This window comes from Massilia niabensis, from assembly GCF_042655085.1.
Taxonomy (GTDB): Bacteria; Pseudomonadota; Gammaproteobacteria; order Burkholderiales; family Burkholderiaceae_D; genus Telluria; species Telluria niabensis.
Genome location: NZ_JBHSMU010000003.1, coordinates 485476 through 501300, shown reverse-complemented (window position 1 = coordinate 501300; position 15825 = coordinate 485476). Strand labels below are relative to the sequence as shown.

The window sequence follows — 15825 nt, the reverse complement described above, 5'->3', positions numbered from 1 at the left end:
TTCTCCCTATGGATTTATTTTTGATTACGGACGATGGCTACATCAATCCCGCTGTCGAGCAGCTTGGCGCGGGCCTTGTTGACGGCTTCCACCTGGCTGAACGGGCCGAGGCGCACGCGGTGCAGCACGCCGCTGTCGCTGGTGCGGTCGCTGATGGCGGCCTCGAAGCCGAGCAGGGCCAGCTTGGCGCGGGTCGCCTCGGCGTCCGAGATCTCGCGGAAGGCGCCGGCCTGCAGGTAGTAGATGTACTTGTCGTCCGCGCCCGCCGACGGGGCGGCTGCGGCCGGGGCGCCGGCCGGCGCTGCAGCCGGGGCCGGGGCCGGCGCGGCCACGGCTGCCGGTTTTGGCGCCGCCGCTTCGCTCATGCCGGCAATCGCCTGGCCGAGCGGATCGGCTTCGGCGGCGGCGGCCGGGGCCGGTTTCGGCGCGGCGGCCGCGGCTGCGGCTTTGGCGGCCTTGGCGGCTTCACGATCAGCCAGCTGCTTGCTCGCTTCGCGCGCCGCTTCGCGGTTGCCGTACATCGGCTTGTTCGGATCGCTCGCCAGGCTCGGCTCGAGGTCGGCCGGACGGCCCATCTTGTTCGAGCGGTCGGTGAAGGGCGAGGCGCCCTTGGTGATCATCAGGGCGACCACCACCGCGATCCCCAGGCCGATGATCAGGCCGATGATGAAGCCGGTCAGGGTGCTGCCGCGCTGGCGCAGGTAGGACGGAAAACGAAGGGTGGCGATCATGGTTGCTTATGCTTGAGGTTCGTCTGGTGATGCGGCTTGTGCTTCGGCTTGTGCTTCGGCCGGGGCGCGTTCCATCTTGGCCGGCGCCGAGACGCCGATCAGGGCCAGGCCGTTGCGCAGCACCTGGCGCGTGGCCGTCGCCAGGGCCAGGCGTGCCAGCTTGAGGGGCTCGTCATCGTCGAGAAGCCACTTGTGCGCGAAATAATAGCTGTGCAGTTCGCCGGCCAGTTCGCGCAGGTAGAACGCGACCTGGTGCGGGCCGAGTTCGAGCTTGGCGCGTCCGAGCACCTCGGGGTAGGCCGCCAGCTTCGACAGCAGGCTGGCCTCGTGCGGCGTGGTGAGCGGGGACAGGTCGACGGTCTCCAGCTGCGCTTCGTCGCCGCCCCAGTTCGCCAGGGCCGAGCAGATGCGGGCGTGGGCGTACTGCACGTAATACACCGGGTTTTCTTCGCTGGTCGCCAGCGCGACGTCGACGTCGAACACGAATTCGGTATCGGCCTTGCGCGAGATGAGGAAGAAGCGCACCGCGTCGCGGCCGCGCGTGATGTCGCCGTTGCCCGACCATTCGATCAGGTCGCGCACGGTCACGTAGGAGCCGGCGCGCTTCGAGATCTTGACCTCTTCGCCGTTCTTCATGACGGTGACCATCTTGTGCAGCACGTAGTCAGGGTAGCCCTGCGGGATGCCGATGTTCACCGCCTGCAGGCCGGCGCGCACGCGGGCGATGGTGCCGTGGTGGTCGCTGCCCTGGATGTTGATGGCCTGGTCGAAGCCGCGGCGGAACTTCTGCATATGGTAAGCCACGTCCGGCACGAAATAGGTATAGGTGCCGTCGGACTTGCGCATCACGCGGTCCTTGTCGTCGCCGTAGTCGGTGGTTTTCAGCCACAGCGCGCCATCCTGCTCGTAGGTGACGCCGGCGTCGACCAGGGCCTGCACGGCCTCGCCCACCTTGCCATCGGCGTACAGCGAGGACTCGAGATAATAGTTGTCGAACTTGACGCCAAATGCTTGAAGGTCCTGATCCTGCTCGTTACGCAGGTAGGCGACGGCAAAGCGGCGGATCGATTCGAGGTCGTCGGGATTGCCGCTGGCGGTGGCCGGCTCGCCGTCGCTGGCGGATACGGTCTTACCGGCCAGGAAATCGGCCGCGATGTCGGCGATGTAGTCGCCGTTATAGGCCGACTCGGGCCACTCGGCGTCGCCCGGCTTGAAGCCGCGTGCGCGCGCCTGGACCGAGTTGGCCAGGGTGGCGATCTGGACGCCGGCGTCGTTGTAGTAGAACTCGCGCGTGACGGCATGGCCCTGCGACTCGAACAGCGAGGACAGGGCGTCGCCCAGCGCCGCCTGGCGGCCGTGGCCGACGTGAAGCGGGCCGGTCGGGTTGGCCGAGACGAATTCGATGATCGCGTGGTGCCCTGCGCCCGAGCTGCCGCGCCCGAAGGCCTCGCCCTCGGCCAGCACCGTGCGCACCACCGACTGCTTGGCGCTTGCCGCCACGCGCAGGTTGATGAAGCCGGGGCCGGCGACGTCGGCCGATTCGACCAGGCCGGCGGCCTGCGGGTCGGCCAGCAGGGCGGCGACCAGGCGCGTGGCCAGTTCGCGCGGATTGGTTTTCAGCTGTTTTGCCAGCTGCATGGCGATGTTGCAGGCGACGTCGCCGTGGCTCGGGTCGCGCGGGCGTTCCAGCACAACGTTGGGAGTCAGGTCGGTGCCGGCGACGATGGGCGCGAGGGCGGCCTGGAAGAGGGCAACGATCTGTTGTTTTTGTTGGGCGAGCATAGAGTGTGTTCGATAAGTTCGGTGAGGCGGTGGCGCGGCCACGGCAAACAAGCGGCCATTATACTGGTTTGCCGCAACGCCGAATACCGCCGGGGAGCCGCACTGTGGTCATCGTTTAAGCGGGGCCAAAGGTATTAGCCGTTACAATGTGCCCCTTTCCCGTACCCACCCGCCATCATGACCGACAAGCGCCGCACGCTCTCCATCCAGCCCAAGGCCGCCAGCGCCGCCAAGGCGGAAGCCAAGCCACAGGCAAAGCCGGCCAATCCGGCTGCGCAGTATGCGAAGCCGAAAGCGCAGGCGGCCCGGCCCGTGGCGAAGCCTGAAGCAAAGCCTGCCGCGCCGCGCCCGGCGCCAAAACCGGTGCCGGCACGCCCGAGCTACGAGGTCAAGCCCCAGTTCCAGCAGGACTACCGCCCGGACCTGCTGGGCGACTCGCTGGCGCTGGCGCTGCTGGGCGCGGCAAGCGCGGTGGCCGCGGTGCGCGGCGGCACGGCGCTGCCGCAAGCGCTGGCGCAGGTATTTTCAAGCTACGACGCCACGCCCCAGACGCGCGGCGCGATCCAGGACCTGGCCTACCGCACGATGCGCGGACTGGGCCGGGCCGACACGCTGCTCGGCCTGATGACGACCAAGGCGCCGGACGTGCCGATGCTGGTCGGCCTGCTGTCGTGTGCCCTGGTCCTGCTCGACGCGCCCGAGGGAGAACGGGCCGCCTACGAGCCGTTTACCGTGGTCGACCAGGCCGTGACGGCCGCCAGCCGCCATCCCGACCTGGCGCATGCCAAGGCGATGGTCAACGCCGTGCTGCGCCGCTTCCTGCGCGAGCGCAGTGAGCTGACTGCGATCGCGCTGAAGCAGCCGCTGGCGCAGTGGAATTACCCGCAGTGGTGGATCGACGCCACCCGCGCCGCTTATCCGCGCGACTGGGAAGCCATCCTCGCGGCCGGCAACGGCCACCCGCCGCTGACGCTGCGCGTGAATACCCGCAAGACCTCGGTGGAAGACTACCTGCGCCGCCTGGAAGAAGAAGGGTTTGCCGCCGAACAGATCGGCCCCACCGCCTTGCGCCTGAAGCAGGCCGTGAACGTGGCCCAGGTGCCGGGTTTCCATGACGGGCTGGTCTCGGTGCAGGACGCCGGCGCCCAGCTGGCCGCGCCGCTGCTCGACCTGCGCGACGGCATGCGCGTGCTGGACGCCTGCGCCGCTCCCGGCGGCAAGAGCGGCCACATCCTGGAGACGGCCGGCGTCGAGCTGGTGTCGGTCGACTCCGACCCGCAGCGCCTGGCGCGCGTGGGCGACAACTTAGGAAGGCTGGGCTTGTCCGCCACCCTGGTGCCGGCCGAAGCCCAGACGAACGACTGGTGGGATGGACGCCAGTACGACCGCATCCTGGCCGACGTGCCGTGCACGGCCTCGGGCATCGTGCGCCGCCATCCTGACATTCGCTGGCTGCGCAGGAAGACCGACACGCGCCAACTTACAACACTTTCCGCGCAGATACTCGACAATCTTTGGCAGATGCTGCGGCCCGATGGTAAATTGTTGTTTGTGACATGTTCGCTCTGGCCCCAGGAATCCGAGGCGCAGGCGGCCGCGTTCGCAGCGCGCCATGCCGATGCCATTCGTCTTGAGGCGCCGGGCCAGCTACTGCCAATGAGTGGCGCCGAAATCGACCATGACGGTCTGTTCTACGCCCTGTTCCAGAAGAGAGGGGCCTGACATTCCCGCACAATACGAGGTTGCGAAAAAATCCTCCATGGCTGCGTTGCATTCGTCTCGCCGTACTAACGTACTGTCTTCGCGGTCCGCCGCTGCGGCGATGCGCCTTGCTCCGCTTGCTCCGAGTGCCCCGCACTCAGAGCCCCTGGAGTTTTTTTCACAACCTCTACGCTCCATTAATTTAGGTTCCGGCTCACCTGTGACTTTACGATTTTTCCGCCTCCTCGCCTGCCAGCTGCTGCTGGTCTTCGCGTGCGCAACGGCGCAGGCGGCCGACGGGATCGACATCACGCTGGCGAAAATCGAAGCCACCGATGAAGGCTATCGCCTCGCCGCGAACTATGCGTTCGACCTGAACCGCGACCTCGAGGACGCCCTGCAGCATGGCGTCAAGCTCTACTTCACGACCGAAATCGAGCTGGTGCGCCCTCGCTGGTACTGGCGCGACGACCGCGCCGTGTCCTCGAAGCGTACGGTCAGCATTTCCTACGACGTGCTGCTGCGCCAGTACTACGTGTCGCTCCAGGGCAGTGTCCAGCAAACCTACCAGACCCTCGACGAGGCGATGTTCCAGATCCGGCGCCCCAGCCGCTGGCTGATCGCGCCCAGGGGCGCGCTCAAGCATGGCGAGACCTATGAAGTGTCCCTGCGCATGTACATGAACCGCGAGCTGCTGCAAAAGCCGCTCCAGGTCAGTGCCTTCAACAATTCGGACTGGCAGCTCGCCTCGAACCGGAAGACCTTCAATTACCGTGCGGAGTAAGGCGTGAACCAGGCCATGCGCTATGCGCTGGTGGTCGGCGGGGCGGTCGTCTCGATCCTGTTATTCCTGCTCGCCTCGGCCTCCGATAATTCCGGCTTCCTCGAAGGCTACTATTCCTGGCTGCTGGGACTGAACGCGACGATCGCGTTCCTGCTGTTGATCCTGGTGTTGGTCGCGCTCGGGCGCCTCTATTCGCGCTACAAGGAGGGACGCTTCGGCTCGCGGCTGATGGCGCGCCTCGTACTCCTGTTTGCCGCCATCGGCATCCTGCCCGGGCTGGTCATCTTCATGGTCTCGCTGCAGTTCGTCTCGCACTCGATCGAGTCGTGGTTCGACGTCAAGATCGAGGCGGCCCTGCAGTCCGGCCTGAACCTGGGCCACGCGGCGCTCGATGAATCGCTCGCCGAACTCACCGGCCGCGGCCAGACCGTGGCGGCCACGCTCTCGGGCCAGGACGACATCAGCGCCCGCATGACGCTGTCGCAGATGGTCGCCGAGACCGACGGCATGCAAAGCGCGATGCTGCTCGACGCCAGCGGCAAGCTCGTTGCCAGCGCCAGCGAAGACCGCAGCGCCGACCTGACCGGCGACCTGCCGAATCCGCAAATGGTGCGCCAGGCCAGCATGCCCGGCGGCTATGCGCGCACCGAGGGCGGCATCGAACTCGATTTCCGCGAAACCGCCGGGACCGGCGCCGGAGCGGACGGGCTCGACGCCGTCACCGGCCTGCGCCAGCGTGTGGTGCTGGCCGTGCCCGAGCCGCCGGGCGCCGCGCCCCGTTACCTGCAGCTGATGCAGGCGGTGCCGGTCAACCTGGCCTCGAACGCCGCGGTGCTCCGGAGCGCTTTTTCCGAATACAAGGCGCGCTCGGTGGCCCGTACCGACCTGCGCCGCATGTACGTCAACACGCTGACCCTGACCCTGCTGCTGGCCATCTTCGGCGCCATCGGCAGCGCCGTGCTGATCGCCGGGAACCTGGCGCAGCCGCTGCTGGTGCTGGCCGAAGGCACGCAGGCGGTGGCCGAAGGCGACCTGTCGCCGCGCCCGATCGTCGAGACCAACGACGAACTGGGCACCCTGACGCAATCGTTCAACGCCATGACCGGCCAGCTGTTCGAAGCGCGCAGCGCCGTCGAACGCAACCGGGCCGCGCTGCAAAGCGCCAAGGCCCACCTCGAATCGGTGCTGGCCAACATGTCGGCCGGCGTGCTGGTGCTCGACGCAGAAGGCACGGTCGTCAATTCGAACGAGGCCGCCTGCCGCATCCTGCAGATGGAGCAGTGCCACCTGAACGGGCCGCTCTCCAGGATCGAGGGACTGGAAACCTTCGCCAACGCCATCACGCGCGCGTTCTCGGCGCAGAGCGCGCAGTCGGCCGCCGGCACCTCGCGCCAGCGCACCCACTGGCAGCTCGAGGTCGAGATCCCGCGCCGCGACCCCGGAGAAGACCACGACACCACCTTGCTGGCGCGCGGCTCGCGCCTGCCGGTAGGCGTGGGCAGCGGCTTCATCGTCGTGTTCGACGATATCTCGGACGTGATCTCGGCGCAGCGTTCGGTGGCCTGGGGCGAGGTAGCGCGCCGCCTGGCCCACGAAATCAAGAACCCGCTGACGCCGATCCAGCTGTCGGCCGAGCGCCTGCAGATGAAACTGGAAGGCAAGCTCGAGCCGCTCGATGCGGCGCTGCTGGCGCGCGCCACGACCACCATCGTCAACCAGGTCGACGCCATGAAGCGCATGGTCGACGACTTCCGCGACTATGCGCGCACGCCGCCGGCGGTGCTCGAACCGCTCGACCTGAACGCCCTGATCGAGGAGATCCTCAGCCTCTACCTGGCCGAGGACGCCTCCGACATCATCCACGCCGCGCTCGAGCCGGACCTGCCGCGCGTGATGGGCGACGGCACCCAGCTGCGCCAGGTGATCCACAACCTGCTGCAGAACGCCCAGGACGCACTGGCGGACCGCGGCGCCGGCGCGCCGTCGCCGCGGATCGATATCCTCACCGAGGTGATCCACTACACGGGCGCCGACGGCACCGCCGGCACCGCGGTGCGCCTGGCGATCCTCGACAACGGACCGGGTTTTGCGCCGAAAATCCTGGCGCGCGCCTTCGAACCGTATGTCACGTCGAAAGCGCGCGGCACCGGTCTTGGCCTGCCGATGGTGAAAAAGATCATCGACGAGCATGGCGGCCGCATCGACGTCCAGAACCGCCCCGACGGAAGTGGCGCATCAGTCTTCATTTTGCTGTTAAAGTTAGCCCAAGAGGCGAACTTGGCCGAAGCGTAAATCAGGCATAGAATCACGGCTGGAATCACCTAGGATTCGCAACTGTGAATCACAACTGTTAAGTCGGGCGGAGACGGAAGGCAAAGATGGCGAACATACTCGTAGTCGATGATGAAATGGGCATCCGCGAGCTGCTCTCGGAAATTTTGGGAGACGAAGGCCACGCAATCACGCTGGCGGAAAATGCGCAGCAGGCGCGCGAAGCGCGGGCGTCCGGTGCGCCGGATTTGGTCCTGCTCGATATCTGGATGCCGGACACCGACGGCGTGACCCTGCTCAAGGAATGGCAGCGCGACGGCATGCTGACCATGCCCGTGATCATGATGTCGGGCCATGCGACCATCGACACCGCCGTCGAGGCGACCCGCATCGGCGCCCTGAATTTCCTGGAAAAGCCGATTGCCCTGCAAAAGCTGCTCAAGGCCGTGCAGCAGGGCCTGACGCGTGCGCAGGAAGTGGCGCGCGCACCGAGCCCGCCGCCGCGGCCAAGCATGCCGCCGCCAAGCGTCGAAGCGCCGCCTGTCTCGAGCCCGATGTACGCGGCTCAGCCGATGCCGGCGCCCCTCAATGGCGCCCGCGTGGGCGTGGTCGGCCACGGTGAAACCCAGGGCTACACCCTGTCCTTCGACCTGCCGCTGCGTGAAGCGCGCGACGCCTTCGAGCGCATGTATTTCGAGCACCACCTGGGCCGCGAGGGCGGCAGCATGACGCGCGTGGCCGAAAAGACGGGCCTCGAGCGTACCCACCTGTACCGCAAGCTCAAGCAGCTCGGCGTCGAGCCGGGCAAGCTCGGCAAGCGGGGCGGATGAGGGCAGGAGAAGGCGGGCCAAAGCCCCGCTACGAACCTTTCTCATCCGGCTCCTCTTTGCGTCATCCGATTCCTACGGCGCTGGTCACGGGCGCCAGCGCAAGCGCCCGCGAAGCCGCGATCGCAGACGCGATCGCGAGCGAACATTCCTCCTCTACGCCCCGCAACGGCCCCGTGGCCGTCATCCTCGAAGGCCTCCCGGACGGCAATCTTGTCCTGGAAACTTCCGACGAACTACTGATCTCGCGCATCGCTCCGGGTTGCCTGTGCTGCGCGGGAAATCTGGTGATGCGTGTTACATTGAATCGTCTGCTGCGCCAGCGTCCCTCACGCCTGTTCATCGGCGTCGCGGGCACGGCGCATCTGGATCAGTTGCGATCATGGTTAAGCAGTGCACCATACGATCAGCTGTTGGCTCTTACGCCCGACCCCGGTACTTGAAATCGGTCCGGCGAGCCCCACCTCTGAACTGAAGTCGACACTGGCCGCCCGCCGCCGCGCAGCTGGTGCAAAACTTGATCGAGAGAAGGAGTCACCATGAACATGATCTACAACAGCGAACAGTACAGCGTGGTCGAATTTGGCGTCGATCGCGACCTCGAAGCCCTGCGCTTCGGCGGTTACGAAATCGTCGACAAAGCCGGCCGCCGCGAAGCGTTCATTGGCGGCAAACTGGCACAATCGTTCCGCCGCGACGTCAACAACCTCATTGCAAGCGAGCCGACCATGGAAGAAATCGACGATTTCCTCGGCTCCTACGACACGATGATGAACCAGCCGGTGGTGCTGCACTAAGCCCATCCCGATACAGCTGGAGGTCACGTCACAGACGGCCAGGGACGACAACAGGATGCAGGCACCAGCATTGGCCGGTGCCGCCTCCGCCCTGTGCCTCTCCTGCATCACCGCATCACTGCATTCCCCACCAACACATAGCGCCTGCCGTCCCGTTTTTATCCGGTTGACATGGTAAGCTTCTCGCCATGTGCCAACTTCTTGCAATGAATTGCAATGTCCCGACCGACATTGTGTTTTCCTTCACCGGCTTCGCCCACCGTGGTGGCCGTACCGATACCCATCATGACGGCTGGGGCATCGCCTTCTTCGAGGGCGCCGGCGTGCGTCACTTCGTCGACCACCAGGCAGCGATCGTCTCGCCCATTGCCGAACTGATCAAGCGTTACCCGATCAAGTCCACCAACGTCATCGCCCATATCCGCAAGGCCACGCAAGGCCATGTGGCGCTGGAAAACTGCCATCCCTTCGTGCGCGAACTGTGGGGCCGCTACTGGGTGTTCGCCCATAACGGCGACCTCAAGGAATTCCGCCCGCAGCTTGATGGCGCTTTCCGCCCGGTCGGCAATACCGACAGCGAAACCGCCTTCTGCTTCCTGCTGCAGGAATTGCGGCGCCGCTTCGGCGATACGCCGCCCGCCATACCGGCGCTGCGCGCGGCCCTGGACGAACTGGTGCAAGCGGTATCGAACTACGGCACCTTCAACATGATGCTGTCGGACGGGACAGCCCTGTTCGCGCATTGCTCCACCAAGCTCTGCTACGTGGTGCGGCAATACCCGTTCACCGCCGCCTGCCTGTCCGACGAAGACCTGTCGGTTGACTTTTCGCAGGTCACCACTCCGAACGACCGGGTCGCCATCATCGTCACCGAACCCCTGACGACGAACGAAACCTGGACCCAGTTCGCGCCTGGCGAACTGATGCTGTTCATCGACGGCGCCCCTGTTTCGTAACAAGATGTAACCTTACGGCATCTTTTTTGTTTCAAAATGATGCCGGCAATCCACTAATTGCCGGGAATGGGGTAGAGTGGTTGGCTCCAATCCGACCACGGGACCGCGATGACCGATAGCGCCAGCCTTGACCAGGCATCCCAGCCTCTGCAACTGCGCAATTTCTACCTGGCGCGCCAGCCGCTGCTCGACCGCAACCAGGCGCTGTTCGGCTACGAACTGCTGTTCCGTAACACGCCGGCCAACGCGGCCGAGATTGACTCCGGCCTGGCCGCCACGGCCGATGTGCTGGCCCATGCGGCCCAGCTCGGCCTGCCGCGCGCGATCGGCGATGCGACCGCTTTCCTGAACGTCGACACTGAAGTGTTGATGAGCGATATCTTCTCCTTCCTGCCGCGCGATCGCACCGTGATCGAGCTGGTCGGCTCGGTCGAGGCCAGCGAGCAGGTGCTGTGGCGCCTGGCCGAACTCTCCGGCCATGGTTTCCGCTTCGCCGCCGAAGCGGGCGCCCATGGCAACCGCCTCGGGCGCCTGCTGCCGCTGCTCGACTTCGTCAAGGTCGACCTGCGCACGATGCCGGTGGTGACGCTGCTGGGCCTGGTTCCACGCCTGCGTGGAACGGGAAAGCGCCTGATTGCCGAAAAGGTCGAGAGCCAGGCCGAGTACAGGACCTGCCTCGACCTCGGTTTCGATTATTTCCAGGGCTTTTATTTTGCCCGGCCCTCGGTCATTGCCGGGCGCAAGCTGTCGCCTTCGCAGCTGGCCGTGGTCGACCTGATGACCCTGGTCACTTCCGACGCCGACAATCGCGAGGTGGAGCGCGCCATCAAGCGCGACGTGACGCTGTCGATCAACCTGCTGCGCATCGTGAACACTCCGGCGGCCGGCCTGCGCCAGCGCATCGACTCGCTCGGCCAGGCGCTGCTCGTGCTCGGCCGGCGCCAGTTGCAGCGCTGGCTGCAGATCATGCTGTACGCCGAACCGCAGGTTCACGGCAATGTTCGCGGCCATGCGAACTCGCCGCTCCTGATGCTGGCCAGCACCCGCGCACGCCTGCTGGAGCTGCTGGCGCAGCGCCTGCGCCCGGGGCAGCCCCGTGTTGCCGACATCGCTTTCACGGTCGGCATCATGTCGCTAATGGACGCGCTGTTCTGCGTGCCGATGGCCGACCTGGTCGAGCAGATCCCGGTGAGCGAGGAAGTCGCCAACGCGCTGCTGCACCGCCGCGGCTTCTTCGGTGAACTGCTGCGCCTGGCGGAATCGATCGAGCAGATGGAAGACGGCGCCAGCATGATGCCGGCCCTGCACGAGCTGGCCGACAGCGGCGACGACCTGGTCGAGCTGGAGATGGCCGCGTTCGAGTGGAGCGACAAGGTGGTGCGCTACGCGCTGTAGCATTCCCGGGCCTGGGGAAGGGAAAAATGCGCTGCGTCGGCCGCCTGGCTCGCGCAGCGCTTTTTTATTGTTGACCTGTCTGCTCAGGCCGTGCCCGCCCATTGCTGGTGCAGGTCGGGATCCGAGCGCATTTCCCATAGTCCGAGCACGATGGTCGCGATACCGACCACGAGCATGCTCATGCTCATCCGGCCGTCGGCGACGACGTCCACCACCCAGGGCGAGGCCGCCACCCAGGCGCCGACGATGATGTTGACGAGGACTGCCCAGACATAGGTTTTATAGAGGTCGAACGCGGCAAGGGCCGCGATGATGGCGCCGGCGATAAAGGCGTTGACCGCCGGCGGCGAGTCGCTTGGGTAGCCGAATACCCAGGGCGAAACGAAAAGCCAGACACCCAGCAGCAGGATCACTCCATCCTGCCAGCGTTTGGCCGATAGATGCGTCGCCATGATGCCTCCAGTGTAACGCGGGGCAGAATTCCCCGTTCGGGCACCCCGTTCGGGTCCCGAGGAATTAGGCAACTGGAAACCGGGGAAGTTCCGCTTACGACAAATTCGGCGCCAGGTGGCGTTCGACCTCGGCCTTGTCCATTCCGCGGCGGCGCGCCATATCCACTACCTGGTCGTCGCCGATCTTGCCGACCACGAAATACTTCGATTCCGGATGGGCGAAATAAAAGCCCGATACCGCAGCGCCCGGATACATGGCATACGACTCCGTCAGCTGCAAGCCGACCTCTTCGGCTTGCAAGGTCTTAAACAGTTCCGCCTTGACCGTATGCTCGGGGCAGGCCGGGTAGCCGGGCGCCGGGCGGATGCCGGCGTATTGCTCGGCGATCAGCTCGGCGTTGCCCAGGTCTTCGCCCGTCGCATAGCCCCACAGGTCGGTGCGCACGCGCTCGTGCAGGTATTCGGCGAAGGCTTCGGCCAGGCGGTCGGCCAGGGCTTTCAACATGATCGACGAATAGTCGTCGTGCGCCGCCTCGAAGCGCTGCTCGTGCTTCTCGATGCCCAGGCCCGCGGTGACGGCGAACATGCCGATGTAGTCGTGCACGCCTGACGATTTCGGCGCGATGAAGTCGGACAGGCACTGGTTCGGGCGCTGCACGCCGTCGACCACGGGTTTTACGCCTTGCTGGCGCAGGCCGTGCCAGGTAAAGGCGACCTTCTCGCGCGATTCGTCCGTGTAGATTTCGATGTCGTCGTCATTCACGCTGTTGGCTGGCAGCAGGGCAATCGCCCCGTTCGCCGTCAGCCAGCGGCCCTCGATGATTTTTTTCAGCAGCGCCTGGCCTTCCTCGAACACCTTGGCGGCCGCTTCGCCGACCACGGGGTCGGTCAGGATCGCCGGGAACGGGCCGGCCAGGTCCCAGGTCTGGAAGAACGGGCCCCAGTCGATGTAGCGGGCCAGCGTGCCGAGGTCGACATTCTTGAACACGCGGCGGCCGATGAACTTCGGCTTGACCGGGGCGAAGTCGAGCTTTGCCTTGTTGGCGCGCGCGGCGTCGAGGGACAGCATCGGCAGCGCCTTCTTGTTGGCGTGCTGTTCGCGGATGCGTTCATAGTCAGACTTGATCTCGGCCATGTACTGGTCGCGCGTCTCTTCGGTCAGCAGCGACTGGGCAACCGATACCGAACGCGAGGCGTCCGGCACGTACACGACCGGGCCGTCGTAGTGCTGCGCGATCTTGACGGCGGTGTGCGCGCGGCTGGTGGTGGCGCCGCCGATCAGGAGCGGAATGCCGCGCTCGCGGAACCAGGGGTCGCGCTGCATTTCTTTCGCGACGTGCGCCATCTCTTCCAGCGAGGGCGTGATCAGGCCCGACAGGCCGACAATGTCCGCATTCTCCGCCTTGGCTTTGGCGAGGATCTCGGAGCAGGGCACCATCACGCCCATGTTCACGATCTCGAAGTTATTACACTGCAGGACCACCGAGACGATGTTCTTGCCGATGTCGTGCACGTCGCCCTTCACGGTGGCGATCACCATCTTGCCCTTCGGCTTGGCGACGATGCCGGTGCGCGCTTCCTCGCGCGCCTTTTCTTCTTCGATAAACGGGATCAGGTGGGCCACCGCCTGCTTCATCACGCGCGCCGATTTGACCACCTGCGGCAGGAACATCTTGCCCTGGCCGAAGAGGTCGCCGACGATATCCATGCCGGCCATCAGCGGGCCTTCGATGACGTTGATCGGGCGCCCGCCGGCGTCGAGCACGGCCTGGCGCGCTTCCTCGGTGTCCTCGACGATCCACTGCGTGATGCCGTGCACCAGCGCGTGCGCCAGGCGCTTCTCGACCGGGCCGTTGCGCCACTCCAGGTTCTGCTCCTGCTTGCCGCCGCCGGCCTTCAGGGTGCCGGCAAATTCGATCATGCGCTCGGTGGCGTCCTCGCGGCGGTTCAGCACCACGTCCTCGACGCGCTCGCGCAATTCGGCGGGCAGGTCGTCGTAGACGCCGACCATGCCCGCGTTGACGATCCCCATCGTCATGCCGGCCTGGATCGCGTGGTACAGGAACACGGTGTGGATGGCTTCGCGCGCCGGGTCGTTGCCGCGGAAGCTGAACGAGACGTTCGACACGCCGCCCGACACCTTCGCGTGCGGCAGGTTCTGGCGGATCCAGCGCGTGGCGTTGATGAAATCGACCGCGTAGTTGTTGTGCTCTTCGATGCCGGTGGCGATCGCGAAGATGTTCGGGTCGAAGATGATGTCTTCCGGCGGGAAGCCGACCTGCTCGGTCAGCACCTTGTAGGCACGGCCGCAGATCTCGGTCTTGCGTTCGAACGTGTCGGCCTGGCCCTGTTCGTCGAAGGCCATGACGATGACGGCGGCGCCGTAGCGGCGGCACAAGGCAGCCTGGCGCAGGAATTCCTGTTCGCCTTCCTTCATCGAAATCGAATTGACGATGGCCTTGCCCTGCACGCATTTCAGGCCGGCCTCGATCACGCTCCATTTCGAGGAGTCGATCATGATCGGCACGCGCGAAATGTCGGGCTCGGACGCGATCAGGTTCAGGAAGCGCGTCATGGCCGCCTGCGAGTCGAGCATCGCCTCGTCCATGTTGATGTCGATTACCTGGGCGCCGTTCTCGACCTGCTGGCGCGCCACCGACAGCGCCTCGTCGAACTGCTCGTTCAGGATCATGCGCGCAAAGGCTTTCGAACCGGTGACGTTGGTGCGCTCGCCGACGTTCACGAACAGCGAGGACGCGTCGACCGTGAACGGCTCCAGGCCCGCCAGGCGCATTGCGACCGGTACGTCCGGCAGCGCGCGCGGCTGGCTTGTTGCCAGCAGGTCCGCGATGGCCTTGATGTGCTCGGGCGTGGTGCCGCAGCAGCCGCCGGCGATGTTCACGAAGCCGGCGTCGGCGAATTCGCGCAGCAGGGCCGAGGTGTCGGCCGGCAGCTCGTCGAAGCCGGTGTCGCTCATCGGGTTGGGCAGGCCGGCGTTCGGGTAGATGCAGACAAAGGTATCGGCAATCTGCGAAAGCTCTTCGGCGTAGGGACGCATCAGCGCTGCGCCCAATGCGCAGTTCAGGCCAATCGTCAGCGGCTTCGCGTGGCGTACCGAATTCCAGAAGGCGGGCACGGTCTGGCCCGACAGGATGCGTCCCGAAGCGTCCGTCACCGTACCGGAAATCATGATCGGTTTGCGCACGGTGTCCGGGTGCTCGTCGAAATACAGGTCGATCGCGAACAGCGCCGCCTTGCAGTTCAGGGTGTCGAAAATGGTTTCGACCAGCAGCACGTCGACGCCGCCGTCGACCAGGCCGCTGACCTGTTCGTGGTAGCTCGCAACGAGCTGGTCGAAAGTGATGTTGCGCGCCGCCGGGTCGTTGACGTCGGGCGAGATCGAGGCCGTCTTCGGCGTCGGGCCAAGGGCGCCGGCGACGAAGCGTGGCTTGTCGGGGCTGCTGTATTTGTCGCAGGCGGCGCGCGCCAGTTTGGCGGCCTCGACGTTCATTTCATAGGCCAGGTGGCCCATGTGGTAATCGTCCTGCGCGACGCTGGTGGCGCCAAAGGTGTTAGTCTCGATGAGGTCGGCGCCGGCGGCGAGGTAGCGCTCGTGGATCTCCTGGATCACGTGCGGCTGGGTCAGCGTCAGCAACTCATTGTTGCCCTTGACGAAAAGCTCGCGGGTTCCGCTGCTCTCGGGCGCGGCAAAGGTCGCGAAACGGCCCTCCGGGCCACCTCGGTAAGCCACCTCATCTAACTTGTATTGCTGGATGATGGTGCCCATCGCGCCATCGAGGACCATGATGCGGCGCGACAGGATCTCGCGCAACTGGGTTTCGATCGGGGAACGGGAGGAGGTCGGGGCAGTCATCGGTAGCTTTCAAGAGGCATGCACGCTGGCATCACACGCTGGCGTAGCACTGTTGGGGCGGTCGGAAATTATACGTCAATGCCGGGATTTGCCCCTGAAGGGCCGCTACCCAGCGGCAGATTGTATCGTTATGTGTTTATGCATCTGATTGTTACACGACGTTACAAATCCCGCCGCTTTCGCAATGTTATGGATACATACAGCGGCGACAATAAATGCATGCCATGAGGAACGTGGCACGGATCAACACAGGAT

12 protein-coding genes are annotated in these 15825 nt (G+C 65.4%); 8 read left to right on the top strand and 4 right to left on the bottom strand.

The features are described from left to right. Window positions 1-14: 14 nt before the first annotated feature. Window positions 15-731 carry an SPOR domain-containing protein gene (locus ACFPN5_RS02370; protein WP_379779695.1) on the bottom strand — a complete coding sequence of 239 codons (717 nt, stop codon included), beginning with the start codon at window positions 729-731 and terminating at the stop codon, window positions 15-17. A 6-nt stretch (window positions 732-737) separates the two neighbouring features. Further along, window positions 738-2513 carry an arginine--tRNA ligase gene (argS, locus tag ACFPN5_RS02365; RefSeq protein ID WP_379779693.1) on the bottom strand — a complete coding sequence of 592 codons (1776 nt, stop codon included), beginning with the start codon at window positions 2511-2513 and terminating at the stop codon, window positions 738-740. Between the two features lie 177 nt (window positions 2514-2690). On the opposite strand from argS, the gene rsmB reads away from it, so the two are divergent. From rsmB to ACFPN5_RS02325, 8 genes are all read left to right on the top strand, one after another. Further along, entirely contained in the window at window positions 2691-4235 is a 1545-nt protein-coding gene (rsmB, locus tag ACFPN5_RS02360; protein WP_379779691.1) for a 16S rRNA (cytosine(967)-C(5))-methyltransferase RsmB, read from the top strand. Window positions 4236-4434: 199 nt separating this feature from the next. Beyond that, complete coding sequence (locus ACFPN5_RS02355; protein WP_379779689.1) at window positions 4435-4998, top strand: DUF4390 domain-containing protein; 564 nt, start codon at window positions 4435-4437, stop codon at window positions 4996-4998. A gap of 3 nt (window positions 4999-5001) precedes the next feature. Beyond that, complete coding sequence (locus ACFPN5_RS02350; protein WP_379779687.1) at window positions 5002-7290, top strand: sensor histidine kinase; 2289 nt, start codon at window positions 5002-5004, stop codon at window positions 7288-7290. Window positions 7291-7376: 86 nt separating this feature from the next. Further along, window positions 7377-8099 (top strand): response regulator, encoded by a 723-nt coding sequence (locus ACFPN5_RS02345; RefSeq protein WP_379779685.1) that lies wholly within the window; start codon window positions 7377-7379, stop codon window positions 8097-8099. Then, the gene (locus ACFPN5_RS02340) at window positions 8096-8539 is read left to right on the top strand and encodes a GTP-binding protein (protein ID WP_379779683.1); all 444 of its coding nucleotides are present in this window, start codon (window positions 8096-8098) and stop codon (window positions 8537-8539) included. Before ACFPN5_RS02345 ends, ACFPN5_RS02340 begins: the two co-directional genes overlap by 4 nt. Window positions 8540-8635: 96 nt before the next feature. Then, the gene (locus ACFPN5_RS02335; RefSeq protein ID WP_192053224.1) at window positions 8636-8893 is read left to right on the top strand and encodes a BTH_I0359 family protein; all 258 of its coding nucleotides are present in this window, start codon (window positions 8636-8638) and stop codon (window positions 8891-8893) included. 188 nt (window positions 8894-9081) lie between these two features. Continuing rightward, entirely contained in the window at window positions 9082-9849 is a 768-nt protein-coding gene (locus tag ACFPN5_RS02330) for a class II glutamine amidotransferase (protein ID WP_379779681.1), read from the top strand. 108 nt (window positions 9850-9957) lie between these two features. Continuing rightward, window positions 9958-11244, top strand: coding sequence for an EAL and HDOD domain-containing protein (locus tag ACFPN5_RS02325; RefSeq protein WP_379779679.1), 1287 nt, complete (start codon window positions 9958-9960; stop codon window positions 11242-11244). A gap of 83 nt (window positions 11245-11327) precedes the next feature. On the opposite strand, the gene ACFPN5_RS02320 is transcribed toward ACFPN5_RS02325, so the two are convergent. Both ACFPN5_RS02320 and metH read right to left on the bottom strand, forming a co-directional pair. Further along, on the bottom strand, window positions 11328-11696 hold the full coding sequence (locus ACFPN5_RS02320; protein ID WP_379779677.1) for an SPW repeat protein: 369 nt from the start codon (window positions 11694-11696) through the stop codon (window positions 11328-11330). 94 nt (window positions 11697-11790) lie between these two features. Continuing rightward, window positions 11791-15570: a methionine synthase gene (metH, locus tag ACFPN5_RS02315; RefSeq protein WP_379779675.1), complete on the bottom strand. Its 3780-nt coding sequence runs from the start codon at window positions 15568-15570 to the stop codon at window positions 11791-11793. Between the last annotated feature and the right edge of the window lie 255 nt (window positions 15571-15825).

What these genes read in the sequence shown, in the direction of transcription:
- ACFPN5_RS02340 (WP_379779683.1), top strand. Translation starts at nt 8,096, where the DNA reads ATGAGGGCAGGAGAAGGCGGGCCAAAGCCCCGCTACGAACCTTTCTCA.
- ACFPN5_RS02370 (WP_379779695.1), bottom strand. Translation starts at nt 731, where the DNA reads ATGATCGCCACCCTTCGTTTTCCGTCCTACCTGCGCCAGCGCGGCAGC.
- metH (WP_379779675.1), bottom strand. Translation starts at nt 15,570, where the DNA reads ATGACTGCCCCGACCTCCTCCCGTTCCCCGATCGAAACCCAGTTGCGC.
- ACFPN5_RS02345 (WP_379779685.1), top strand. Translation starts at nt 7,377, where the DNA reads ATGGCGAACATACTCGTAGTCGATGATGAAATGGGCATCCGCGAGCTG.
- rsmB (WP_379779691.1), top strand. Translation starts at nt 2,691, where the DNA reads ATGACCGACAAGCGCCGCACGCTCTCCATCCAGCCCAAGGCCGCCAGC.
- ACFPN5_RS02330 (WP_379779681.1), top strand. Translation starts at nt 9,082, where the DNA reads ATGTGCCAACTTCTTGCAATGAATTGCAATGTCCCGACCGACATTGTG.
- ACFPN5_RS02335 (WP_192053224.1), top strand. Translation starts at nt 8,636, where the DNA reads ATGAACATGATCTACAACAGCGAACAGTACAGCGTGGTCGAATTTGGC.
- argS (WP_379779693.1), bottom strand. Translation starts at nt 2,513, where the DNA reads ATGCTCGCCCAACAAAAACAACAGATCGTTGCCCTCTTCCAGGCCGCC.
- ACFPN5_RS02325 (WP_379779679.1), top strand. Translation starts at nt 9,958, where the DNA reads ATGACCGATAGCGCCAGCCTTGACCAGGCATCCCAGCCTCTGCAACTG.
- ACFPN5_RS02320 (WP_379779677.1), bottom strand. Translation starts at nt 11,696, where the DNA reads ATGGCGACGCATCTATCGGCCAAACGCTGGCAGGATGGAGTGATCCTG.